Source organism: Affinundibacterium danionis, from assembly GCF_042432465.1.
Classification (GTDB): Bacteria; Pseudomonadota; Gammaproteobacteria; order Burkholderiales; family Burkholderiaceae_D; genus Undibacterium; species Undibacterium danionis.
On record NZ_JBHLXJ010000018.1, the window covers coordinates 386355 to 411508 of the forward strand.

The 25154-nt window shown below is 46.3% G+C and carries 19 protein-coding genes; 4 read left to right on the plus strand and 15 right to left on the minus strand.

Annotated elements, in window-relative coordinates:
* Nucleotides 1-50: 50 nt before the first annotated feature.
* The 6 genes from ACFFJH_RS17775 to rpsP all read right to left on the minus strand — a co-directional run bounded on the left by ACFFJH_RS17775 (nt 51) and on the right by rpsP (nt 4080).
* Entirely contained in the window at nt 51-1010 is a 960-nt protein-coding gene (locus ACFFJH_RS17775) for a CobD/CbiB family protein (protein ID WP_390214299.1), read from the minus strand.
* A 91-nt stretch (nt 1011-1101) separates the two neighbouring features.
* Complete coding sequence (locus ACFFJH_RS17780; RefSeq protein WP_390214300.1) at nt 1102-1797, minus strand: CoA pyrophosphatase; 696 nt, start codon at nt 1795-1797, stop codon at nt 1102-1104.
* An 86-nt stretch (nt 1798-1883) separates the two neighbouring features.
* The gene (gene rplS, locus ACFFJH_RS17785) at nt 1884-2258 is read right to left on the minus strand and encodes a 50S ribosomal protein L19 (protein ID WP_390214301.1); all 375 of its coding nucleotides are present in this window, start codon (nt 2256-2258) and stop codon (nt 1884-1886) included.
* A 161-nt stretch (nt 2259-2419) separates the two neighbouring features.
* A complete protein-coding gene (gene trmD / locus ACFFJH_RS17790) occupies nt 2420-3175 on the minus strand; it encodes a tRNA (guanosine(37)-N1)-methyltransferase TrmD (protein WP_390214302.1) in 756 nt (251 codons plus the stop codon).
* A 50-nt stretch (nt 3176-3225) separates the two neighbouring features.
* The gene (rimM, locus tag ACFFJH_RS17795; protein WP_390214303.1) at nt 3226-3828 is read right to left on the minus strand and encodes a ribosome maturation factor RimM; all 603 of its coding nucleotides are present in this window, start codon (nt 3826-3828) and stop codon (nt 3226-3228) included.
* The gene (gene rpsP / locus ACFFJH_RS17800) at nt 3829-4080 is read right to left on the minus strand and encodes a 30S ribosomal protein S16 (protein WP_390214304.1); all 252 of its coding nucleotides are present in this window, start codon (nt 4078-4080) and stop codon (nt 3829-3831) included.
* A 254-nt stretch (nt 4081-4334) separates the two neighbouring features.
* On the opposite strand from rpsP, the gene ACFFJH_RS17805 reads away from it, so the two are divergent.
* On the plus strand, nt 4335-4754 hold the full coding sequence (locus ACFFJH_RS17805; RefSeq protein ID WP_390214306.1) for an NINE protein: 420 nt from the start codon (nt 4335-4337) through the stop codon (nt 4752-4754).
* A gap of 230 nt (nt 4755-4984) precedes the next feature.
* On the opposite strand, the gene ACFFJH_RS17810 is transcribed toward ACFFJH_RS17805, so the two are convergent.
* The 7 genes from ACFFJH_RS17810 to ugpQ form a co-directional block, all read right to left on the minus strand.
* Complete coding sequence (locus ACFFJH_RS17810; protein WP_390214307.1) at nt 4985-6775, minus strand: acyl-CoA dehydrogenase; 1791 nt, start codon at nt 6773-6775, stop codon at nt 4985-4987.
* 248 nt (nt 6776-7023) lie between these two features.
* A complete protein-coding gene (locus ACFFJH_RS17815; RefSeq protein ID WP_390214308.1) occupies nt 7024-7953 on the minus strand; it encodes an electron transfer flavoprotein subunit alpha/FixB family protein in 930 nt (309 codons plus the stop codon).
* 92 nt (nt 7954-8045) lie between these two features.
* Nucleotides 8046-8798, minus strand: a complete 753-nt coding sequence (locus tag ACFFJH_RS17820) for an electron transfer flavoprotein subunit beta/FixA family protein (RefSeq protein ID WP_390214309.1) — start codon at nt 8796-8798, stop codon at nt 8046-8048.
* Between the two features lie 391 nt (nt 8799-9189).
* Nucleotides 9190-9417, minus strand: a complete 228-nt coding sequence (locus ACFFJH_RS17825; RefSeq protein ID WP_390214311.1) for a sulfurtransferase TusA family protein — start codon at nt 9415-9417, stop codon at nt 9190-9192.
* Nucleotides 9418-9737: 320 nt separating this feature from the next.
* Complete coding sequence (alaS, locus tag ACFFJH_RS17830) at nt 9738-12350, minus strand: alanine--tRNA ligase (RefSeq protein WP_390214312.1); 2613 nt, start codon at nt 12348-12350, stop codon at nt 9738-9740.
* 217 nt (nt 12351-12567) lie between these two features.
* Nucleotides 12568-12888, minus strand: coding sequence for a hypothetical protein (locus tag ACFFJH_RS17835; protein WP_390214313.1), 321 nt, complete (start codon nt 12886-12888; stop codon nt 12568-12570).
* 191 nt (nt 12889-13079) lie between these two features.
* Nucleotides 13080-13832, minus strand: a complete 753-nt coding sequence (gene ugpQ / locus ACFFJH_RS17840; RefSeq protein ID WP_390214314.1) for a glycerophosphodiester phosphodiesterase — start codon at nt 13830-13832, stop codon at nt 13080-13082.
* Between the two features lie 42 nt (nt 13833-13874).
* Between ugpQ and ACFFJH_RS17845 the strand changes: the two genes are divergently transcribed.
* Nucleotides 13875-15116, plus strand: coding sequence for a CaiB/BaiF CoA transferase family protein (locus ACFFJH_RS17845; protein WP_390214315.1), 1242 nt, complete (start codon nt 13875-13877; stop codon nt 15114-15116).
* 149 nt (nt 15117-15265) lie between these two features.
* Entirely contained in the window at nt 15266-15937 is a 672-nt protein-coding gene (locus tag ACFFJH_RS17850) for a hypothetical protein (protein ID WP_390214316.1), read from the plus strand.
* A 115-nt stretch (nt 15938-16052) separates the two neighbouring features.
* Here the strand turns inward: ACFFJH_RS17850 and ACFFJH_RS17855 are convergent, their stop codons facing one another.
* On the minus strand, nt 16053-18869 hold the full coding sequence (locus ACFFJH_RS17855; protein ID WP_390214317.1) for a M16 family metallopeptidase: 2817 nt from the start codon (nt 18867-18869) through the stop codon (nt 16053-16055).
* A 420-nt stretch (nt 18870-19289) separates the two neighbouring features.
* Between ACFFJH_RS17855 and ACFFJH_RS17860 the strand changes: the two genes are divergently transcribed.
* The gene (locus ACFFJH_RS17860; protein WP_390214318.1) at nt 19290-21377 is read left to right on the plus strand and encodes a S9 family peptidase; all 2088 of its coding nucleotides are present in this window, start codon (nt 19290-19292) and stop codon (nt 21375-21377) included.
* A 207-nt stretch (nt 21378-21584) separates the two neighbouring features.
* On the opposite strand, the gene ACFFJH_RS17865 is transcribed toward ACFFJH_RS17860, so the two are convergent.
* Nucleotides 21585-24977 (minus strand): TIM-barrel domain-containing protein, encoded by a 3393-nt coding sequence (locus ACFFJH_RS17865; RefSeq protein ID WP_390214319.1) that lies wholly within the window; start codon nt 24975-24977, stop codon nt 21585-21587.
* Nucleotides 24978-25154 lie beyond the last annotated feature (177 nt).

Consider the following 25154-nt stretch of genomic DNA (forward strand, 5'->3'; position numbering starts at 1 on the left):
GCCGATGAAATTTTCATCGGCGTTTTTACACAATATTTATGGCTAAACAATTAGTTGGGCAACCATACGGCAAAAGACAGGAGCAGCAACAAGAGCATCCACAATAATAAAGCACGCCAAACCAAGCCTACCGCACTTTGCAACGCACGCGGACTAGCCTCAACACCCGGTTGCGCCTCCATCTCCAAGCTATCGACATCAACAGCACTGGCATCTGCATTCAACACCACTAGGGCTTTAGTTTCTGGTTCACCTAAACGAACACCAATCGCCCCACCACCAGCCGCCAAAATAATCCCCAGTAATTCATCAGTCCAACGACTGGCATAATTACGCCACGAATAAATCGAATCTTCAAAATTACCCACCACTGCAAACGCAACTGCGGTCAATCGCGCGGGCACCCAATCTATCCAATAAAATATTTTTTTCGCAAATTGACCAAATTCTTCATTCTGCATGTGTTCAGGTTCACACCATTCACGCGACAAAAACTCAGACATCCTATACATCACGGCGCAAGCGGGCCCCACCGGCATTAAGAACCAAAAAAACACACCAAACACATTGCGATGCGAGGCAATCAAAGACCGCTCAACCGCACTACGCGCGATGTCGGTCGCGTCCATACTAGAACAATCTTTATTGATCCAATCCGACAAATGCTTGCGTGCAGCGTCCTCATCGCCCGAATTCAAGGCAATTTGTATCGAAGTAAAATAATGGCTGTAGCGACGGAATCCCAAAGTCAGATACACAATAATGACATTCCAGATAAACGCCGCAAATGGATTCAAACGCAAGCATAACCAATACACCAAGGCCGTCGGTATTGTCAGAGCCCCGACCACAATAAACCATCCAGTACGACCATGATGCGCTTTACCTGCATTGCACCAATTCTCGACTTTAATCGCAAATTGCTGAACCTGGGTATACACGGGATTATCCACTCTCAGTGGCTTAAGTTGCTCGATCAAGAGTGCGAAGAGTATGGAGAGAAATGTCATAGTGAGTCTGCAAACTTCCCTGTGGAGGAATGACTTAGAAAAGTGTTCCAGTGTAAACTGATTTGCGCCGTTTATGAAGTAGATAGCAGCCTTAATCAGCGAGATCAGCTAGATCAGGCAGATCAGCGCGCAAAAAATGAAATAAATTGCGGAGCATACCGGCGGTCGCACCCCAGATAAAATATTCTTGATATGGCATAGCATAAAAACTGCGTGAGCCACGTCCGTCCGGAAAATCAAACTGTCGACGCTGATGATGGCGCGGATTCATTAAATAAGCCAAGGGCACCTCGAAAATCGATGCGACTTCGAGTGGATCTGAGCGAAATTTATAAGGGGGATGCACAAGCGCCACCACAGGCGTCACGACGAATCCGGTTCCAGTATAGTATTGTGGCAAGCGCCCTAAAATCTCAACCTGATTTCCAGACAAACCTATTTCTTCTTGCGCTTCGCGCAATGCGGTGTGCTCTGGCGATGTATCTGTTGCATCAACTCGACCACCAGGAAAACTGATTTGACCGCCATGGTGATGTAGATGAGCCGCTCTTTGCGTCAATAATACTTGCAGCTCGTGCTCGCGTGCGACGATAGGCATTAACACTGAGGCTGGTTTAAAAGTATCGCCGCCAAATAAACTCGATTCCTCTGTATTTTCAGGCGACCAAAAAACATTCCGTTGAAACCTATGGCGCAAGAAATCAATAGAAATTCTAGCGGACGGCAAAACCGGCTCATCTGCATAAGAATGAATCGCTAATATCTGAGGATCAAAGGGGGTAGCCACGACGATTGCCAATAAGATGGATAAAACAAAAAAGGGATGCCATTGGCACCCCTTCTTCAACACTCACAAAACCAACATAGCTGCAATTAAACAGCTGCTGCTTTGCGATTTGGTAATTTCTCTTTAATACGAGCAGATTTACCAGAACGGTCACGCAAGTAGTACAACTTAGCGCGACGTACGTCACCACGGCGTTTCACTTCGATAGAAGCGATCAATGGTGAGTACAATTGGAATGTACGTTCAACGCCTTCACCGGAAGAAATTTTACGAACGATGAAGTTCGAATTCAAACCACGGTTACGACGAGAGATAACTACGCCTTCGTAAGCCTGAGCACGTTTGCGCGTACCTTCAACTACATTAACGTTAACAACCACTGTATCGCCAGGTGCGAAGTCAGGGATGTTTTTACCTAAGCGAGCAATTTCTTCTTGCTCTAATGTTTGGATCAAATCCATTTTTATCACTCCAATAACCATCTTGCTGACGCCTATGTTCGCTTACGCTACTTTGCTCAGTAGAGGATGGGATTAAACATGTGAGCTGATTACTTCTTCAGCCCACGCTAAACACATGCACAATTTCTGCATGCTTACTCGCACAGAAAGTCGCGAATTCTTTACTTAGGATTGAGCGATTTTAAAAACTGCTCATCCGCCTTACTTAGCAAACCCGCTTTGCGCGCTTGCTCAATTAATTCTGGGCGTTTCTGCCAACTTATCAATAAAGATTGCTGACGTCGCCATTTTGCGATCTCTGCGTGGTTACCACCTAATAAGACAGCGGGCACGCTGAGCTCTTCAAAAACTTCTGGTCTAGTGTAATGCGGACAATCCAACAAACCATTCACAAAACTATCTTCAACCGCCGAAGCTTCGTCATGTAAAACGCCAGGTAATTGACGTATCACCGCATCCATTAAAGCCATTGCTGGCAATTCACCACCGGATAATACAAAATCGCCAAGACTAATTTCTTCATCGACTTCGCTATCTAATAAGCGTTGATCGACAGCCTCATAACGACCACATAACAAGACTAAACCGTCTCGCGCCGCCCATTCCATCACACGCGTGTGATTCATAGGCTTGCCTTGCGGTGACAAATAAAGCACTTGAGGCTTTACCAACCCTAAGTTTTGCTGGCGCACCTTTGCTGCATGCAGCGCCATTTGCAAAGGCTTAGCCAACATCACCATGCCAGGACCACCGCCATACGGCCTGTCATCGACGGTTCTATGTTTGTCTGTGGTGAAATCGCGAGGATTCCAAAACTGCAAAGCACATTTATCTTGCTCAAATGCGCGACGCGTCACACCTGAATGCGTAATCGCGGCAAACATTTCTGGAAATAACGTAATGACATCAAATTGCATTCATTACGCTCCAAATAAACGAACATCGATCAATTCCAAGAAACTCTGCTTTAATAATCGATGCCCCAGTCAACGATGATTTTCTTCGCCTCACGATCAACTTCTTTAATGAAGTGATCAACAAAGGGAATTAAACGTTCATGCTTCATCAATTCGGCCTCAGGCACATTACTACCTGCAACACGCAAAATGGATTGCGCACCGTTGTCCATCATGGCTCGGACAACACCAAGACTCTCACCTTGCAAATTCTGAACTGACAGACCGATCAAATCGACCCAGTAAAACTCATCTTGCTCTAAGGCAGGAAAGGCTTGACGCGACACTTTGACGACACTTCCTTTCAAAGCCTCGGCAGCAGTGCGATCTGCAACCTCACCCAATCTTGCAACGATATCTTCGCCATGTACTTTTGAACTCAAACGCTTGTGTTCGCGCAAACTTGAAGCATGGCCCGCTTGCGTCGCACTTTCCAACCAGAATGAAGGCGCGTCCAACAAGGCATCTGCAGTCGTCGAGTACGGACGAATTTTCACCCACCCTTGAAGACCAAATGCTCCTGAGACATAGCCAACTATGACTAGATCTTCAGGAGCAGATTGATTTGCAGAGACTTGCAGCACTGCCTGCTCTACATCAATTGGAGCAGGCAATTAAGCTGCTTTTTTTGCTACTTGTGCAGCCAAACGTGCAACGGCTGGCGACAATTGTGCACCAACGCCTTGCCAGTAAGCCAAACGATCAGCAGCAATACGAACTTCTTCAGCATTACCAGTAGCAACTGGATTGTAAAAACCGATACGCTCGATGAAACGACCATCACGACGATTACGTGAATCAGTTGCAACGATATTGTAGAAAGGGCGCTTTTTTGCACCACCACGAGCTAAACGAATAACGACCATAATATTTCCAAAAAATTGTCAAAGGACGGAAAAAGCCGCAAATTATAGCCCGTAAAGCAGATTTTCCGCAAGAACTATTGAATATTGGCTTTGTAAAACCAAGCATTGTACCCGATTTTTGTCGCTAATTTCCAGCGGGCGATAAAGGATTTTAAATTTACTCGGCATTTCTCCTTTTTCTCAAGATGAAACTGAATGAGGCTCGACAAATCCGATAAAATCCCTATTTCCTCGAGAGCATCAAAAAAATCAAAATGACAACAAGTAAACACAAGAACAAAACGCTAGCCGTCCTTATTTGCCTCTTGTTTGGCAGTATTGGTGGACACAGATTTTATTTATACGGCAAACGCGATCAATTTGCATGGTTACATTGCATCAGCCTGCCAATTTCTTTCCTGCTATCAAAACTGTACTTCAATCTAAATTTTTTCATCACCTATGGACCGTGGATGATCTCGTTTCTCATCAGTATTTTGATGTGTCTCGTACTTGGCCTGAAATCAGATGAACATTGGGATGCACAATTCAATCCCCATTCTGGTCGGACGAGCGACTCTTCTTGGCCACTGGCTCTGTTATTGGTTTTTAGCGTAGGCCTCGGTGCTATTTCTCTATTGTTCGTCTTAGCACGTGGATTTGACTTGCTCTACACGGGTGGTGCATACGGTTAAATAATGTCAATATGACAAGTTCGCTTTTATACTAGCGCTACCACCGTTCAAGGCTGGACTCGATATGCCGACCTTATTAGCGCAAAAGTCTTAAAAGTTGAATGCAAAAATGGCGCGAGTCTATCGACATCGCGCCATTTTTTCGTCATTTAGTGAAGGCAGTTAAAGCGACCTACTTTCATTCTGTGACCTCGGCAATGCCCAATTTGGTCATTGCCGAGTCTTGCAACTTAAAACTGCTCATTACTCAAAGCTAAAACACCCGCGCTGCCGTCAACGATAGAAGAACGCAATCCCGTCGCTGCACTTAATACATGATCCGCAAAGAATCGTGCTGTCGCCAGCTTAGCTTGATTAAAGCTGGCATCCCCTTCGCCCACTTGCAATTTCTGCTGTGCGATTTGCGCGGCACGAGCTAATTGCCAACCACCGAACACAACACCTGCCAATTTCAAATAAGGCACACTGCCTGAGAATACCGCTTTGATATCTGACTTGAAGTTGGCAACCACAAAGTTGACCACTTCGTCCAATGCAGTTGCGCCGAGCGCCAATTGCTTAGCGATAGCTTGCAAATCGACATGACTGCTTGCAGCCAATTCCGCTTGCGTTGCACGAATTTGTGCTATGAAATGTTTAGCCACCGCACCGCCATCACGTGCTGTTTTACGACCAACTAAATCATTCGCCTGAATCGCGGTCGTACCTTCGTAAATCGTCAGAATCTGTGCGTCACGATAGTATTGCGCTGCGCCTGTTTCTTCGATGAAGCCCATACCACCATGCACTTGCACGCCCGTTGATGTCACGTTCAAAGACATCTCGGTCGACCAACCTTTGACGATAGGCACCAGATATTCGTAGGCAGCTTGATTTTGTTTGCGTACCGCTTCATCACCCGCATGATGCGCTTTGTCACTCATCGCCGCGGCCACATAAGCCAAAGCACGTGCACCTTCGATTTGCGCGCGCATGGACATCAACATACGACGCACATCTGGATGGTTAATAATCGCTACAGGACCTGGAGAGCCTGCCAAGTCACGTGATTGCACGCGATCTTTTGCGTAAGAAACGGCTTTTTGATAAGCACGCTCTGCCACTGCGATGCCTTGCATACCAACGCCAAAGCGCGCAGCGTTCATCATAATGAACATGTATTCGAGACCGCGATTTTCTTCGCCAACCAAAGTACCGATGGCACCGCCATTGTCACCAAATTGCAATACACAAGTTGGGCTAGCTTTGATACCAAGTTTATGTTCGATAGAAACACAGTGTGCATCGTTGCGCGCACCTAAACTACCATCGGCATTGACCAAGAATTTCGGCACGATAAAGAGGGAAATACCCTTCACGCCTTCTGGCGCATCTGGCGTACGAGCCAAGACCAAATGCACGATATTTTCTGCCATATCGTGTTCACCATAGGTGATGAAAATCTTAGTACCGAAAACCTTATAAGTACCATCACCTTGTCGCACTGCGCGTGTGCGCACCATCGCTAAATCGGAACCCGCTTGTGGCTCGGTCAAATTCATCGTACCTGTCCATTTACCAGAGACCAAATTTTCGAGGTAAGTGGCTTTATCGGCATCGCTACCAGCTGTCAACAAAGCTTCAATCGCACCGTCACTTAATAATGGGCACAAAGCAAAAGACAAATTCGCTGCGTGCAGCATTTCCATACAAGGCGTTGCCACCAATTTTGGCAAACCCTGACCGCCAAATTCAGTAGGATGTTGCATGCCCTGCCAGCCACCTTCAGCAAACATCTTGAAAGCTTCTTTAAAGCCCTTGGTAGTGAAAACTTGACCGTCTTTCCAATAGCTGGGCTCTTGATCGCCAGCCCAATTCAAAGGAGCAATAACTTCACTGGTGAACTTCGCACTCTCTTCCAACACTGCTTCCACCGTTTCAGGCGTCGCATCTTCACAGCCAGGTAAGGCATTCACATCAGCAAGACCCGCCAATTCATTCATGACAAACAAAATGTCTTTTAATGGGGCAACGTAGCTCATACAATCTCCGAATAATAAAATTAATTTTCTTGCAGCAAAAGCATAAAGGGCGCAGAGACTACCCAAGTTTTCTCTGCGCCCTCTTCGGCTTACGAATTCTTTGCGTCAATGTCACCGTGATTTTCCAACATTTTCACGCATCTTGAACCGTCATTCCCGCGAAAGCAGGAATCCAAATTTAACACACTGACTTGAGCAAACATGTATCCCCGCTTGCGCGGGAATAACGTGTCCGCATGTTTTTAAACTCATCCCAATTCCGTTACCAATTGCGGCACGATTTCGAATAAGTCACCAACAATACCGTAGTCTGCTACGGAGAAAATCGGTGCCTCTGGATCTTTGTTGATCGCTACGATAGTTTTGGAATCTTTCATCCCTGCCAAATGCTGGATCGCGCCTGAAATACCAACCGCGATGTACAGCGTTGGTGCAACGATCTTACCTGTTTGACCGACTTGCCAATCGTTAGGCACATAGCCAGCGTCCACCGCCGCGCGAGATGCACCCATTGCTGCACCGAGTTTGTCAGCCAATGGCTCCAGCACTTTGAATGCGTCGGCAGAACCCATACCGCGACCACCTGAGACGATGACTTTCGCCGCTGTCAATTCTGGACGATCAGATTTTGCAACTTCACGAGAAACAAATGCTGACTTGCCGCTATCGGCTACCGCAGCTACAGATTCAACGGCTGCAGAACCACCTGTTGCAGCTGCATCAAAACCAGTTGTACGAACTGTGATTACTTTGATGGAATCTGTCGATTGCACAGTAGCGATAGCATTACCAGCGTAGATTGGACGTTCGAATGTATCAGCAGATTCTACTTTCGTGATTTCTGAGATTTGCGCTACATCGAGTTTGGCTGCAACGCGTGGCAAAATGTTTTTGCCGTAGGCTGTTGCTGGTGCCAAGATGTGGGTGTAGCCAGAAGCAATTATCAAAACTTGCTCAGCGACATTTTCTGCCAAGCCTTCAGCGAAATACGCTGCATCTGCGTGCAGAACTTTACTCACGCCAGCAATTTGTGCAGCCGCTTGCGCAGCAGCGCCCGCATTGTGACCAGCAACTAATACGTGTACGTCACCACCGCATTTCGCAGCAGCAGTAACTGTGTTCAAGGTACTTCCCTTCAAGGAAGCATTATCGTGTTCAGCGATGACGAGTGTAGTCATGATGTTTTCCACTAGTTTCCGCAAATTCACAAATGAATTTGCTTAAAAATTTGATTGAAATGAATAAGGAAAAAGTTTTCAAATAAAAAAATTTAGCCGATCACTTTGGCTTCGTTTTTCAATTTGCTGACTAATGTCGCAACGTCAGGCACGATAATGCCAGCAGAGCGTTTTGCTGGCTCTGCGACTTTCAAAGTCTTGATGCGAGAAGTCACGTCCACACCCAAATCGGCTGGTTTGACGTTATCCAAAGTTTTCTTTTTCGCTTTCATGATGTTTGGCAAAGTCACATAGCGTGGCTCATTCAAACGCAAATCCGTCGTGATGATTGCTGGCAAAGTCAGGCTCAAAGTTTCCAAGCCGCCATCCACTTCGCGTGTCACTGTCGCCTTACCGTCTGCGACCACGACTTTAGAAGCGAAAGTCGCTTGTGGCCAGCCCAACAACGCCGCCAACATTTGACCAGTTTGATTGCAATCATCATCGATTGCCTGCTTACCTAAGATGATCAATTGTGGTTGCTCTTTGTCAGCCAAAGCTTTCAACAATTTTGCGACTGCCAATGGCTGCAACTCTTCATCCGTTTCAACCAAAATACCGCGATCAGCACCGATCGCCATCGCTGTACGCAAGGTTTCTTGGCATTGAGCAACGCCACAAGAAACGGCGACCACTTCCGTTACCACACCAGCTTCTTTTAAACGGGTCGCTTCTTCCACTGCGATTTCGTCGAATGGATTCATAGACATTTTGACGTTCGCTACATCAACGCCAGAACCATCGGATTTGACGCGGACTTTAACGTTATAGTCAACCACGCGCTTAACTGGTACTAAGACTTTCATAGTTTTGCCTTTACTGTGCTTACTAGGATAAATAAGATAAAAACCGAATATAAAACTTAAGAATACTGTTGCTTATACTCTCGTTCACTGACCAGTTGGAAAAATTAATTTTCGCGAATTGACGTAAACGTAAAGTAGATGATTATAGATGTTAACAGGAAACGCGTCTGCATTTTTAGTACGTTCGTTCTTTTTTATGAAAACTGACGAATTCCTCTATGAAATCCCTGTGTTTTGATAAAAAAAAACCACAAAAATATTTGTGGTTTTTTAAGATTTTGTCATTTTGAGCTTATTTCAAACACTTAATTCAAACACTTAATAAAGTCAGTTCTAAAGCATGTCGCTCTTTCACAGAAACTTGGACCGAGACCTGAACAAAGGCTTGAGATTACTTACGCTTCAAGAAATACTCGAACTCATTACTGACTTCTATATGCGATAAAAGCTCGTTGCCAGTTTGTTTGGAGAAGGCTTTGAAATCGCGTACTGATCCAGGATCAGTCGCAATCACACGCAATACTTCGCCTGTAATCATTTCGGCTAAAGCCTTTTTAGCTTTTAAGATAGGAAGCGGGCAATTTAATCCACGGGCATCCAGTTCTTTATTGAATTGCATGATTTGACCTGTTACAAGAGTAATAATAGCTTCTGAGAAAACTTTGAACTGCTAAAACTTAATGCAGGAATTCTACCGGAAATTTTGGAGAATTGTGCAACGCAACACGCAAAACATGATTTACTTTTACTTTGACTTTTGTTGCTAGCTATATTCACTGTAACAACAATTGCAATGAATACAAGAAAATACTTAATTAGCTGTGCTACTTGTGCCGCTTATGTCATTTATACGACTAGCGCTACTTACGCTCACAGATTTCTCAAGTATTTCACAATTTTTCCATAACGCAGCCAAAGCGCAGCAAAGAACGCTTTGGCTTACAATTTCGCCGCCAACCATGCAGGAACCGCCGCCAAAGCCGCTGGCAATCCTTCTGGATTGGTACCACCTGCTTGCGCCATGTCAGGACGACCACCACCTTTACCACCGACTTGTTGTGCGACAAAGTTCACCAAATCACCGGCTTTGACTTTAGCGGTGCAATCGGCACTGACACCAGCCGTCAAACTCACCTTGCCATCAATCACAGAAGCCAAGACAACGACCGCCGTTTTTAATTGATCTTTCAGGCGTGTGACAGAATCACGCAAAGCATTCGCATCAGCACCATCCAAAGTTGCTACTAAAACTTTTACGCCGTTGATATCCTGCGCTTGTGACAACATGGCGTCGGCTTGATTCGCAGCCAATTTTGATTTCAATGCAGCGACTTCTTTTTCCAATGACTTCATTTGCTCTTGCCATTGGTTTAAGCGCGCAGCGATATCTTCTGGCTGCACTTTCATCGTTGCCGCAACTTGACTGATGCTCGCGTCCATATTTTGGACCAAATTAAACGCGAATTCGCCCGTCACTGCTTCTACACGACGAATACCGGCTGCAATACCGCCTTCACCAACGATTTTGAATAAGCCAATATCACCAGTGCGATGTACGTGCACACCACCGCACAATTCACGTGAAGTACCAATATCCAAAACACGTACTTCGTCACCGTATTTTTCGCCAAACAAAGCCATAGCGCCGTGTTTTACCGCGTCATCAAATGACATTAACTGTGCTTGCGTCGCCACGTTCGCCAAAATCTCGCGATTGACGATCGTTTCCACTTGACGAATTTCGTCTGCGGTCATCGGTGCATTATGGCTAAAGTCGAAACGCGTTTTTTCAGCGTCAACCAAAGAACCTTTTTGCGCCACATGCGCGCCTAAGACTTCGCGCAAAGCTTTATGCATCAAATGCGTTGCGGAGTGATTACGTATCGTGTGTGCACGCAAAGCTTTATCAACTTGTGCGCTAACCGCATCGCCAACCGCCAAGCTACCTGCGCTCAAAGTGCCGTGATGACCGAATACATCGGCTTGAATTTTCTGTGTATCAGCAACGTCAAAAGCCACGCCATTCGCTGCTTGCAACACACCTGCATCACCGCACTGCCCACCGGATTCCGCATAAAACGGTGTCACATCCAAAACCACGATCGCAGCTTGACCTGCTTCGATTTTCTGAACCGCTGCGCCATCAACATACAGCGCAATCACTTTACTGTCATAGCTCAATTGCTCGTAGCCGACAAACTTCGATTTGGCACCGTTGTACTCAATCGCTGTCGTCATTTTGAACTTACCTGCAGCGCGCGCCATTTGTTTTTGGTTCGCCATTGCTGCGTCAAAACCGGCTTCGTCGAGCACTACACCGCGTTCGCGGCAAATATCGGCCGTCAAATCTAATGGGAAACCGTAAGTGTCATATAGCGTGAACGCGGTATTGCCATCGAGGTTTTTACTGTCTTTAGCGAGTGCCGCTTCGAGGATTTTCATGCCGTGCTCGAGCGTTTCGCCGAAACGTTCTTCTTCTTGCTTCAAGACTTGTGCAACGCGTTCACCTGATTCTGCCAACTCAGGATAGGCCACGCCCATTTCTTTGACCAAATCAGCGACTAATTTGTAGAAGAATGGCTTAGTTTGGCCCAATTTATGACCATGACGCAAAGCGCGACGTGTAATGCGACGCAAGACGTAACCACGGCCTTCATTACCAGGAATGATGCCGTCCACAATCAAAAAGCCTGCGCAACGGATATGATCCGCGATCACTTTCAGCGAGTTATTATTCAAATCAGCACAGCCAGTTTCGCGCGCCGCTGCTTTGATTAAAGCCTGGAAAGTATCGATTTCGTAGTTGGAATGCACATGCTGCAAGACCGCTGCAATGCGTTCCAAGCCCATGCCTGTGTCAACGCATGGTTTTGGCAATGGATGCAAGACGCCTTGTTCATCTTTATTGAACTGCATGAAAACGAGGTTCCATACTTCGATAAAACGATCACCGTTCTCATCAGGAGAACCTGGAGGACCACCCCAGATTTCTGGGCCGTGATCATAGAAAATTTCGCTACATGGCCCACATGGACCAGTATCCGCCATTTGCCAGAAGTTATCTGATGCATAGCGTGCACCTTTATTGTCGCCGATACGAATGATGCGCTCGGCTGGAACACCAATTTCGTTTTTCCAAATATCGTAGGCTTCGTCGTCTTCCTGATAAACAGTGACCGTCAATTTATCTTTTGGCAAACCGTAATCAACGGTCAACAATTCCCATGCGTAGTTGATCGCATCACGTTTGAAATAGTCACCAAAGGAGAAGTTGCCCAGCATTTCAAAGAAAGTGTGGTGACGTGCTGTGTAGCCTACGTTTTCCAAATCGTTATGCTTACCACCGGCCCGTACACTGCGCTGCGCTGTCGTGGCGCGCGTGTAATTGCGTTTATCTTGTCCTAAGAACACGTCTTTAAATTGCACCATACCTGAGTTGGTGAACAACAAAGTTGGATCATTGCCAGGAATCAAGCTGGAAGAACGGACGATACTGTGTCCTTTAGATTCAAAGAATTTGAGGAATTTTTCGCGAATTTCTGACGAGTTCATAGTGTATTTAAAGGCAAAGTAAAGGCAAAGGCCATGCAAAAAGTGAATTTAACCTTTGATTATACGTGAAGACGCAGGCATTTTTATCGTAAAAACAAAAAACCCGCCTAGTGCGCACACTCCAGCGGGTTTTGACTTATTTCACAGCGGATACTACAAGTATCCCAAGATCGATCGAATTGAAACTTATCCAATATTTTGCAAGAAGCAAATGCAACTATTGCGCGCTCCTTACATTATGCTTTTTATTATAAATTTTTCTGCTAGCGCGATTTTGTTCCGCCTGCAGTTTGACACGTTCTGCATCGGTCACCACACCATCTGCTTTAGCCGCTTTTTTATCAGCTTGAATCTTGGCTTCACGCATTTCCAAATGTGCCGTTTCTTTCGCCGTCAACTCACCGGATTGCACGCCTTCAGCGATTCGCTTTTGTTGAGCTGCTTGACGCTTAGCGACATGAGGTGTCGCAGTAGTTTGAGCAAATGCTGGCATCACTAATGCAGCTACCAGTAACAATGCAATGTTTTTCTTATTCATTTTCTTTCCTTTTTAATTAATGTAACGCTATGCGATTCAAAGACTTTTTACCTCAGCATCGTGCTGATGAAAACTATAACGCGACTGATGAGTAAATGATGACCCAATTTTTGTAAGGAAAGTAAGCATTTGTAAGCGCATTAAAATGCGCTAAAGCACACTTAAGCACACTCAAACAGCCTTAAACAGCCTTAAACATGCTCTGCAAAGTCAGCGGTAATCAAATCGATGCGGTCAGTACAAAATCCATCCACACCCCAAGACATAATTTCGCGCCCCCGCTCGGGAGCATTCACCGTATAACAAAATAGCCCGTAACCAGCGGCTTTAATCTCCTTCGCCCAAGAGGGCGTAAGCTTTTTCTGGTTCGTATGCAAAGCGACGGCGTCCAGTGTTTGCAAAGCATGTCGCCAGTCTGGTTCAAAATCATCTAATAAGTAGCCGCGAGCAATTTCAGGCGCGACCTGTTTTGCCGCCAGCAAAGCGTCGAAAGAAAATGAAGAAAATAAGGGAGGAGCTGTCGTAAGGTCCAGCGTTTTCAATAATTCCTGCGTCAAACTAGCGACCACTCGCCCTGTCTCTTTTTCAAAACCTGGCGCGGGTTTAATTTCCACATTCATCCAAATTTGATGCGTCTGACAAAACAAGAAAACCGCTTCGTAGCTAGGCACACGCACTTGCGCGAAGCGAGCGTCAAACCAAGAACCCGCATCCATCTGCAATAAATCTTGCGCCAAAGTCGTCGCCACCGAGCCAATTCCAGTGACCGTTCTACCAAAATCAGGATCATGCATAAGCACAGGCACGCCATCCTTTGATAACATCACATCAAACTCGACCGCACGGAAACCATAATCTAAGCCACATTGCATCGCAGCCAAAGTATTCTCTGGTGCCAGACTACCGCCTCCGCGGTGCGCTACGATTTTAGGATAAGGCCACATCGAATACTCCCTCAACAATTCAGTGAAATGAAGACAGCATATATGCAGAACTCCCCACAACACAAGACCGCATTAGGACATATTCGCGTATTAGATTTGACGCGCGTTCTGGCTGGTCCTTGGTGCTCACAAAATTTGGCTGATCTAGGGGCAGAAGTCATTAAAATTGAGCGTCCCGGCATTGGCGACGACACCCGCAGTTGGGGACCACCTTACCTGAAAGATAGCACGGACAACAACACCAGCGAAGCCGCTTATTATTTAGCAGCCAATCGAGGTAAGCAAGCAATGACTGTCGACATTTCCACAGCCGAAGGTCAGGAAATTATTCGCGCCTTGGTACTGCAATCAGATGTCGTACTAGAAAATTATAAAGTCGGCCAACTCAAAAAATATGGCCTAGATTACGCCGCGCTCCAGCAGATCAAACCCGACATCGTTTATTGCTCCATCACTGGCTTTGGACAAGATGGCCCATACGCCCAGCGCGCTGGTTACGACTTTATTATTCAGGGCATGGGCGGCTTAATGTCTTTAACCGGTGAGCGCGATGATTTACCAGGCGGTGGGCCACAAAAAGCGGGCGTCGCCATCACTGATTTGATGACGGGTATGTATGCTACGATTGCCGTATTAGCCGCCCTTACGCATCGAGACAAAACCGGGGAAGGTCAATACATAGACATGGCACTACTTGATGTTCAGGTCGCCATGTTGGCCAACATGGGAGCGAATTATCTACAAACTGGCAAAGCACCGCAGCGCTGGGGTAATGCTCATCAGAACATCGTTCCTTATCAGACGTTCGCCACAGCAGATGGGCATATCATCGTGGCCGCGGGCAATGACGCACAATATCGCAAATTCGTACAACTAGGTGGTCGCGAAGAATTAGCCAACGATGCGCGATTTCAAACTAATCCTTTAAGAGTACAGCATCGCGAAGTGCTAATTCCGATTCTGGCTGACATGGTAAAAACGAAAACAAAAGCAGAATGGATCATGGTGCTAGAAACAGCTGGCGTGCCATGTGGCCCTATCAATAATTTAGACGAGGTATTTCACGACCCACAAGTACAGTCACGTCAAATGCAGGTAGAAATACCACATCCGAGTGCCGGCGCCGTACGCTTAGTTGGTAGCCCAATGAAGCTCTCCAAAACACCCGTGCAATATGAACAAGCACCGCCATTATTAGGACAACACACCGAACAGTGTTTGCGTAGCTTACTTCATTTTGACGATGAAAAAATTGCTAGCTTAAAAGCCGCTGGGATTATTTAAAGAGACCGCACGGAGCATCTCGCAATACTGTGTAAGTTCACATAGAGGTAAGCAAGAGATCAGCGTCAACTACGCTGATCGCGAGCGCGTTGTTGGCTTATCGCACCACGCCACTATTCCGCGACTCTGCTACTCTCTTAGGAAAAATCATGCGAAAATTTGTCATCATTGCAGCAGCACTGGTACTCAGCCAATTAACTGGCTGTGTCGTACATCGTTACCACAGTTCAGCAGCAAGAAATTATAACGCGAACGATACGTACAGTAATCAATATGCCAACCAAACTTCTGGTCAATACCAAGAAGTATATCGAGATCAAAACGCGCCTTCGGCAAACCAGTATCAAGATAACTACGCCTATCAGGACAATTACAATTCTGCTTACCAAAACAATTCCGATATCGCCCAAATCGTTGGCATCCGCAATATTACCCAAGTTCGCCGTGGTAACGATAGCGGTGGCGGTGGCGCAGTCGTTGGCGCTATTTTAGGCGGCATTATCGGCAATCAATTAGCACGTGGTGACGATCATAGCTATAGCAGCTCACGCTATGATCGTCGCGGCAATAGTCGCTATTATGGTCGTAGCCATAGCAACGACGGTGATCGTGCTGCAGCGACCATCGGCGGCGCTATTATTGGCGGTCTGATCGGGAACGAAGTTGATCGTTCTTCCTCAGAACAAGTAACACGTACTGAGATTACTTTGCGCCTTGCCAACGGCAGAACACAGGCTGTGTTAATGGATAATCCAGGGCAGTTCAGGGTTGGTGACAGAGTCCGAGTGTCGAATCAAAATGGCCGTTTAGTAATTATGTAAGTGGCGCCAAAAATCATTCAAAACTGTTAGCGGTAGTTTCTACGGTTTCCAATAAAAAACGCGGTGTGATTTCTCACACCGCGTTTTTGTTTGCACTAGAACTTGATCTTACCAATTACTTCGCTGCTGCCGCTGCTGCTTTTTTAGCCGCACCAGCAAAATCACCCGCATAATAATGGGCGATATTTTCTGGCTTAATAAATTTACGAATCGCTGCGTTGACTTGATCCAACGTTAAGGCAGCGATCTTCGCTTCTACGTCCGCATCAAATGCCATACTACGGTTCAAGAACAATTTGGCACGCAAACTACCGGCCAGACCTGCATCTTGCGCACGACGTACTGCGTTAGTTTGTGCAATCGCCAATTTCGCATCAGCCAATTCTGTCGCGGAGATACCGTCTTTCACAAATAAGGCCAATTCCTCTTTCACTGCATTTTGCAATTTCTCGAGGTTTTGTGGTGCGTAGATGGCATACAAGGAGACGCTCGCATTATTGTCGAGTGCAGGTACGGATAAGCCACTACCAACATCGTAACTAATGCCTTCTTTTTGACGAATACGACCAAACAAGCGTGATTTAATTCCACCACCGAGAACGGTATCGGCCACTAATAAAGCAGGATATTCTGGCGATTGATCATTCAGCTCAAATGGCATTTCAGCTAAATAGAAAGCATTTGCTTTATCAGCCGTCTCGATCTTAACGCTGGCGGCTTCTGCTTTTGTATTTAAGCTCGGTGCGCGAGTGAAAGGCACTGAACTCTTCCAATCACCAAAGACAGTGGCCAATTTCGCTTTCACTTGAGCCGCGTCAAAGTCACCAACTAAGGAGAGCTCTGCATTATTCGCACCATAGAACGTATTGTAAAAACTTTTCACATCGTCTAACTTCGCTGCGTTGTAAGCTGGAATTGCCTCGTCGATAGGAGCAGAATAACGTGGGTCACCTTTTTGATACGGCGCATTTTGCTTACGTTTGATAGCATCTGCCGCCGCAGTCTGAGGCTCGTTACGAGACGCTTCCAATGCGGAGATATTTTCTTTGACTAACAATTCAAATTCAGATTGCGGGAAAGTCGGTGCTCGTAAAACCTCGCGCATAACATCTAACAAAGCAGGCAAATTAGCGCGTACTGTTTCAAAACTCCAAGTCATGTTTTGACCCGATCCAGCGACCGTTAATTTCGCTTTCAATTCAGATAATTTAGTATCTAATTCCGCGCGAGAAAATTTGCTGGAACCACGCATCAATAAATCCGCAGCCAAGTCGCCGGCAACCATTTTGCCATTCAAAGATTTTTCGTCACCATAATGCATAGTGAAACGGCCAACCACGGTTTCGCCACGTGTCTTTTTACTTAACAAGGCCACTTTCGTACCGCTTGCCAAACTAAATTTCTCGGTACGTTTGTCGATATTTGCAGGGCTGACATCAAAGGCTTCACCAGCTTCTACTTTGGCACGACCTTTATAACCATCCACTAACTTCGCGACATCAGCGACTTCAGGAATTTCTGCGCGATTTGGTGTGGCCACTGGTATGAATTGACCAAAACTACGGTTATCTTCTTTAAAGTAATTTTTTGCGACGCGTTGGATATCTGCGACCGTTAAAGCTTCAATACGATCACGCTGCAAGAAGAACATGCGCCAGTCACCCAGAGCCATCGATTCTGACATACTCACGCATAAACGCTGTGGATCGTTCATGATCTTTTCCAAAGCATTCAAAAGATTGGTTTTGGCCAATTTCAATTCCGCTTCAGTCACTGGATTTGCTTCTAAACCTTCAACCACACTAATCAGGGTCTTTTTTGCAGCATCAATGTTTTGATCTTTACTCAGCGCAGCTACATACATACTGTAACCTGGCTCTGCTAAACGGAACACGATGTTCATCACACCAACCGCTTGCTTGGATTCGACCAATTGCTTATGCAGACGACCACTTGGTGCACTGCCTAAAATCTCGCCCAAGGCAGACAGCGCTGCAGCATCTTTGTCGCTACCCGCTGCGGTTGGATACAGCACCGCAGCTAATTGTTGATCCGCGACGCGACGTACAGTGATTTCACGAACGCCATCACGCGGTGCTTCGCGAGTCCAAGTCTTTTCTAAAACACGAGCCGGCTTTGCGATAGCGCCAAAATTCTTTTCTATCATTGCCAAGGTTTTTTTCTCATCGAATTTACCGGCGACCATCAACACCGCATTGTCAGGCTGGTAGAACTTGCGATAAAAACCCTGCAGATTTTCAATCTTCACACCTTCCACGTCAGCGCGCGCACCGATCGTGCTATGTCCGTAGTTATGCCAGTCAAATGTCGCAGCGCTTAATTGTTTCCACAGCACTTGAATAGGATTATTTTCACCGCTTTCCATCTCATTACGAACTACGGAAAACTCAGTATCCAAATCGCTGCGAGCAATTTTGGAATTGACCATACGATCCGCTTCCATCTCCAATGCCCACGCTAAATTGTCGTCACTGGAAGGGAAAGTTTCGTAATAATTGGTGCGATCAAATGAAGTCGTACCGTTAAATTGCATACCGCGCTTACTCAATTGATCCATCAAGTTGCCGCTGGTTTTAGTTCCTTTGAACAATAAATGCTCAAGCAAATGCGCCATCCCTGTTTCGCCGTAGCTTTCATGACGTGAACCCACCAAATAAGTCACGTTGACTGTGGTGGTTGGCTTAGAAGCATCAGGCGCTAACAACACGCGCAAGCCATTGGATAAACGATATTCAGTAATGCCTTCAACCGAGGTATAAATTGTAGCCGGAGCAGCTTTTGCGGCTTTTGCCGGTTTCGCTGCGGATGCTTTTGCTACAGGTGCTTTTGCGTCTTGGGCAAAAGCAGACAAAGATAAAGAAGCAGAACCAAACGCCAATGCACAGGCGAGACATACGGGTTTAAGTTTCATAGTGTTCCCATTGGTAGAAATGTTGTGACAATTAAAAATCGCAGAAAACGACCAATTATTGCCTTATGTAAAATAATAAATCTCTTATCGTTCGCTCAATAAAAACGAAGCATTCAGCATATCAAAAATATCATAGGTCGAGTTAGCATCAGATCAAAATAGTTTATTCAGGGACGAAATCGAGATAACACGGGATGAATTTAATGAATCACGCCTATTTTGAGCTTTACTACCAATTCAAAATTCTGCCCTCTCAGTAATTCGCACTTTTCCTTAGACAAAATCAATAATTTAAGCAAACTTCACATCCACTAATCTGGCATAAGGCTAAAATGCTGCATCTTGCATCAGCCATTACACGATTCATTGCGCGATTCATTGCAAGCGAGCAAGTAAGCAAGTATTCCCACAGGAGAAGATATGAAAATAAGAAATGTTGTTTTAAGTGCGGCCGCCATGGCTTTAGCTAGTATTGGTATGAGTTCCGCGGCATTTGCTGAGCAGCGCGGCTTTACCGTCGAAGATTTAGTTAAAATGGAACGCGTTGCTAGTCCAGTCGTGTCACCCGATGGCAAGCTGGTCGTCTATGCACAACGCACGACCGATTTAGAAAAAAATCGTGGTCGCTGGGATTTGTGGATGATCAATTTAGCAGATGCCGCTCCTACACCGAAAAAACTCACCAACCTTACTAGTAACAACGAAGGCAATAACTCCGGCCCACAATGGTCAGCCAAAGGCGATGCAATTTATTTTATTTCTAGCCGGTCTGGTAGTGGTCAAGTGTGGCGCTTACCTGTCGCTGGTGGCGAAGCACAAAAAGTCACTGACTTGCCACTCGATGTAGAAAGTTTCAAGGTCGCGCCAACTGAAAATCGCATCGCTATGTCCATCGAAGTATTTCGCGATTGCGCGGATTTGACATGCACTAAGGATAAATTAGAAGCGAAATCCAAAGTCAAAGCGACTGGCAAAATCCATGACAAATTGTTTATCCGTCATTGGGATACTTGGGCAGATGGCCGTCGTAACGTTTTGTACTCAGCCAGCTTGGATGCGAATCATGTCGCCAGCAAAACGCCTGTCAGTTTATCTGGCGCATTAGAAGCCGATGTACATTCCAAACCGGATGGCGATCAAGAAGATTATGCTTTCACAGCGGACGGTAACACTGTGGTGTTTTCCGCTCGTGTCGCTGGCAAAACTGAATCTTGGTCAACCAATTTTGATCTATTTAAAGTCCCTGCCGCTGGCGGCTCCGCGCCACAAAATCTGACTGCAGATAATCCAGCTTGGGATGCTAAACCTGTGTTTTCACCGGACGGCAATACGCTTGCTTACCTAGCCATGAAACGCCCAGGTTTCGAAGCTGATCGTTTCCAGATCATGTTGATGGATGTCAAAACCGGCAAGAAACGTACGTTGGCAGAAAAATGGGATCGCTCTGCGACCAATCTGACTTGGTCAGAAGATGGCAAAACCCTCTACACCAGTGCGTTTGATCTTGGCCAATTACGTTTATTTGCAATCGATGCCAACAGCGGTGCAGTGAGTGCGTTAAGCGATAAAGGATCGGTCGCTGGTTACGATGTACGCGGCAAAACGGCGGTGATCGCTAAAGCTGATCTCGGCTCGGGCGCGCAACTCTACTCCACGGATATTAGCAAAATCAAGTGGAAACAACTGACTGACGTCAACAAACAAGCCTTGGCAGATGTGCGTTTTGGGGAATACGAACAATTTAGCTATGCGGGCGCAAAAGGCGAAAAAGTATATGGCTATGTGATGAAACCGTGGAATGCACAAGCTGGTAAAAAATACCCTGTCGCATTTATCGTACATGGCGGTCCACAAAGTAGTTTCGCGAATAACTGGAGCTACCGCTGGAATCCACAAACGTATGCGGGCGCTGGCTATGCCGTCGTATTTATCGACTTCCACGGCTCACTCGGCTACGGTCAAGGCTTTACCGATTCCATCAGCCAAGATTGGGGCGGTAAACCTTTGGTCGATTTGAAACTGGGTATGGCCGCTGCGGCAAAACAGTTTTCATGGGTCGATAGCAAAAACGCCTGTGCGCTTGGCGCGTCGTATGGTGGCTACATGATGAACTGGATCGCTGGTAACTGGAATGATGGCTTCAAGTGTATTGTGAATCACGCTGGTGTTTTTGATACACGCGCCATGTATTACTCCACTGAAGAACTCTGGTTCAACGAATGGGAGAATGGCGGTACTTACTACGACGTTCCAGCTAAACACGAAAAATTTAATCCAGTGAGTCATGTCAAAAACTGGAAAACACCAATGTTGGTCACCCAAGGTGAAATGGATTTCCGTATTCCAAGTACGCAATCATTCGGTGCATTCACCGCTTTGCAACGTCGTGGCATTGATAGTCAATTACTGACTTTTCCAGATGAAAATCATCATATCTTGAAGCCAGCAAATTCACTGTTATGGCATCACACTGTGTTGGACTGGATGGGAAAATATTTACCTAGATAATCGACTTACATCAATTTAAAAAGTAGTTAGGAAATCCAGAAAAGCAAAGGGAGCCATTCATATGCTCCCTTTGTTTCTTTTGATCCAGCTTTTTAAATAAGAAAGGAAAAGTATTCAAACCACTTATGATCCATGCGGAAAATCACTGGTGCAATATATTTTCCTCTCCACCAGCTGCAGTTTATTGGCGTAGTTTATTAACCTACTTTATTGACCCACTTTATCGCCACTAAATCCTATCACCGTCGCATTCGCCCAGTTTGCACAAACCGCTGCGCTGGCTTTCTTCTTTATTCCAGTCGTTGTTAAACGTAATACCTCAATCCCCCGAATATCCAATTCAGGTTTAACCACTGCGGGCGCAACAATCAAACCACTATCAAACAACAATCGACCATCGCCATAGACTTGGAATTGCAAACCGCCATTGTCACGACAAGCATCATCTATCCCAACATCAGCACGGAAAGTTTGCCAGTTGCCTTGCAGACGATATGTGATGTCACTGGCATCAACCACACCCAAGCCTTTGCGGAATTTCAGGCCGTTCATTTGCATCATACCTTCTGCATTACTTGGCTTTTTGCTGTTGACTTTGTCTTTCAGCACAGGGCTTTGTTTTTGCACACCTTTGGTTAGCAGCGCAGTCTGATCCGACAAAGACAATTGCAATGCTGGTAAATCAGGTGCCTGCTGCTCAATCAATGCGAATTCAGAAATAGTAATCGGCGGCACTGCCAAAGGCGTGAAGGCATTGTAAGCACGTGGCGCAGTCGCGGCATCGTTACTAGTTAAAACCATAGGATCTTGCGCATTGCCACCTTCATCTTGATCATGCGTACTCAAAATACGGAATCTGAACAAACGCCCCGCTTTCGCTGCGAATTCAACGCGTTGCTTCGCCTCTTGTTTTTTCAAGCGTCCGGTAAAAATCGGCTTGCCCCAATCGCCATTGCTATCTGCCAGATATATTTCAAAGTCTTTGACCTGACCTGCTTCCCAATGTTTGTCATTACGTGGAGCGATTTCAAAACCTTTGATCATGCGGCGCTCACCCAAAGCTAGAGTAAATTCATGCGCACCGGTTTTTTGCGATTGATCACGCAAAGTTCTAAACCAAGTTCCCGGCTTGCCATCGAAGGCATTTTCCAAAGGATGACCGGGTTCTTCGGCTGGGCGATTTAACACGATCAAAGTATCTGCCGCTACCACATCACCAGTGGCAGATGCAGCGGGATAATCAGCGGTCGACGCGAGGCTTGCGGTCGCTGCGATTGCCAAACGCACTTGCACAGATTGACGGATATCAAGCTTGGCGGTTTTTACCAAGACCACCCCGTACTTTTGCGCGGCATCGTAAAACCATGTTCCCACATTTGCGGCGTCAAATTCTGCACGCGATTTCGCTTCAGCTAATGCTTGAGCTTGTAAAAATACTTGCTGTGGTTTCACTCGCGTATGGATTTGGAATTCTTGTACGCGTGTTTTTGCCATGCCCTGATACTGACCTTGAACACCATCAAGTTGCAAGGTGATGTCACCCGCTATACCCTGCGGTGCGCTCACGCGTAGGCTTTGCGTACTCTGCTCACCTTGCTGATATTGACGTGTCTCACCATCGTCTTCATACAAGGTATAAGTCGATTCACCGTACGGATAAACATCCCAAGTTAAGACATCTTTCGCGACCTGACCATCGTATAAGGCACTCGGATACATAGGCAAAATTGCGCCCGCCCGGACGAATACCGGCAACCGATCCAAACTCACTTGATAATCAATCACCTTACCCTGCGCGCCAACATCCAGCACGCGCCCATCGGCATAATCTATCCACTGCCCTTGCGGCAAATAAATTCCTTTGCGCCAGCCTTTGCTGGCAGCTTGACTGCGATACACAGGCGCCACCAACAAATCTTTTCCTAAAAAGAATTGATATTTGTAAGCTTCGTTATTCGCGTTCGGGTCTTGTGGATGATCCCACATCAAACCCCGTACCAAGGGTGCGCCGGTTTGTTCAGTTTCATGCGCCAGCGTGTACATATACGGCATCAAGCGCATTTTGAGTTTTAGATAATCACGATTGATACTGCGATACAGCTCGTCAAATGCCCAAGGATGTTTGCGTGAGTTTTGCGACCAACCTGACATGCCCATGAGTACAGGGGTAAAGGCTTTCCATTGCAGATCACGTGTGAAGGTTTCTGGGCTTCCACCAAAAATACCATCGACATCGCCAGTCGCATAGGCTTGCCCCGACAGACCAGAGCCAATTATCGTCGGGATATGCCAACGTATGTAATCCCAACTACCACTTTGATCACCCGTCCACGTCACTGCGTAACGTTGCATCCCTGCCCAGCCCATCACCGTCCACAAGAAGGGTCGTGAATTCGAATTATCTAAAATCCCTTGCGCTGCCGCTTGATTAGCATCGAGTGCGAATTGATAACCCGCGCCAGTCCAAGCAACATCGAGCTTTTGCGCACGCGTACCCGCTGTGCCGACTTCCCATTTAATTTTATCGACACCGTTTTCGGTCCAGAGGCCTGTACGGAAACCATATTTCTTCAATCCAGCGACCACGCCTTCGAGATCGGTATAACCACAGCCATAACCATCATTTGGCAAGATCCAACCGCCTGGCATATCGTGTTCACGATATTTCGCCGCAACAGACTGAATCACGTCTGGCGTTTTACCGGTTGGACCATCGCTCCAGCCTTTTGGCACGGTGCCGGGCTTCTTGCTATTGTCGCCATCGTTATAACAATCTGCATCGCCATATTCGTAAGCCCAGCGTGGCAAGATCTTGGCGCGCCCAGTTAATTCGGTATAAGCATTCAACACGTCTTTCACATTGTCGCCAACAAAGTAGTAGGCATCAAAACGCTTTTCATTGTGACTGGTGGTGATGAAATCATTCGCACGAAAATCGTAACTGCCATTACTCCAAGTATTACGTAATACGCCATAGCCTTTGTTACTCATATAAAACGGTGCGGGACTTGGTCTATCGTTTTCTTCCCAACCGCCAGAGTAAGAAACTTCTAAGGTCTTTCCTTTAAATGCGTAGCTACCATTTTGCTGACCGCCACCAAAAAACACTTCATCTGGCGTGGTCGATAAGGTTTGAAAACTACTTTTCTCCGCGATGTCGAGCGACTGCATTTCTTGCCATAACAAAGTTTTGTTATCGACTTTATACAGAGCCAAACGCAAAGGCTTTTTGTAGATGCGCAAAGCCATTTTACTGGTTTGAATTAATTGATACTCGCCTTTATCACTGAGCTGATAATCGACCTTGCTGTAATCTCTTTTCAGAACAATAGGCGCAGCCTTGTCGCCAGCGCCTACTAGCTTGCCATCGCTGCCTGCCCATATGCGAAACATGTCAGGACGCAGCAAACTGATTTCCAGCAAATGGCCTTTGTCAGTGGCTATCTTCACGCTGCTGGCGTTGGCAAGTGTTTCAATTTGGCGCAAATTGCCGACTGCTGCTGCATATGTGTTGACTGGTAAGGCAAGGCTTGCAGCAAATACCGTAGCGATTGCAGCTTGCATTACGCTTCGTGTAAATAAGGAGGTTGTTAGGGACATGATTAAACTCAGTAAAAGAATGTGAAGAGTCTTAAACTCACTATCATTTAGTTAAACGAATTCGTAGGGCGGGTGCAACCCGCGCTGCTCAGTCGCTCGATGGACGAACGGCGCGGGTTGCACCCACCCTACATTTTTTGACGCGAACTTAACAGCAGCGAGCGATAAACTGTAAAG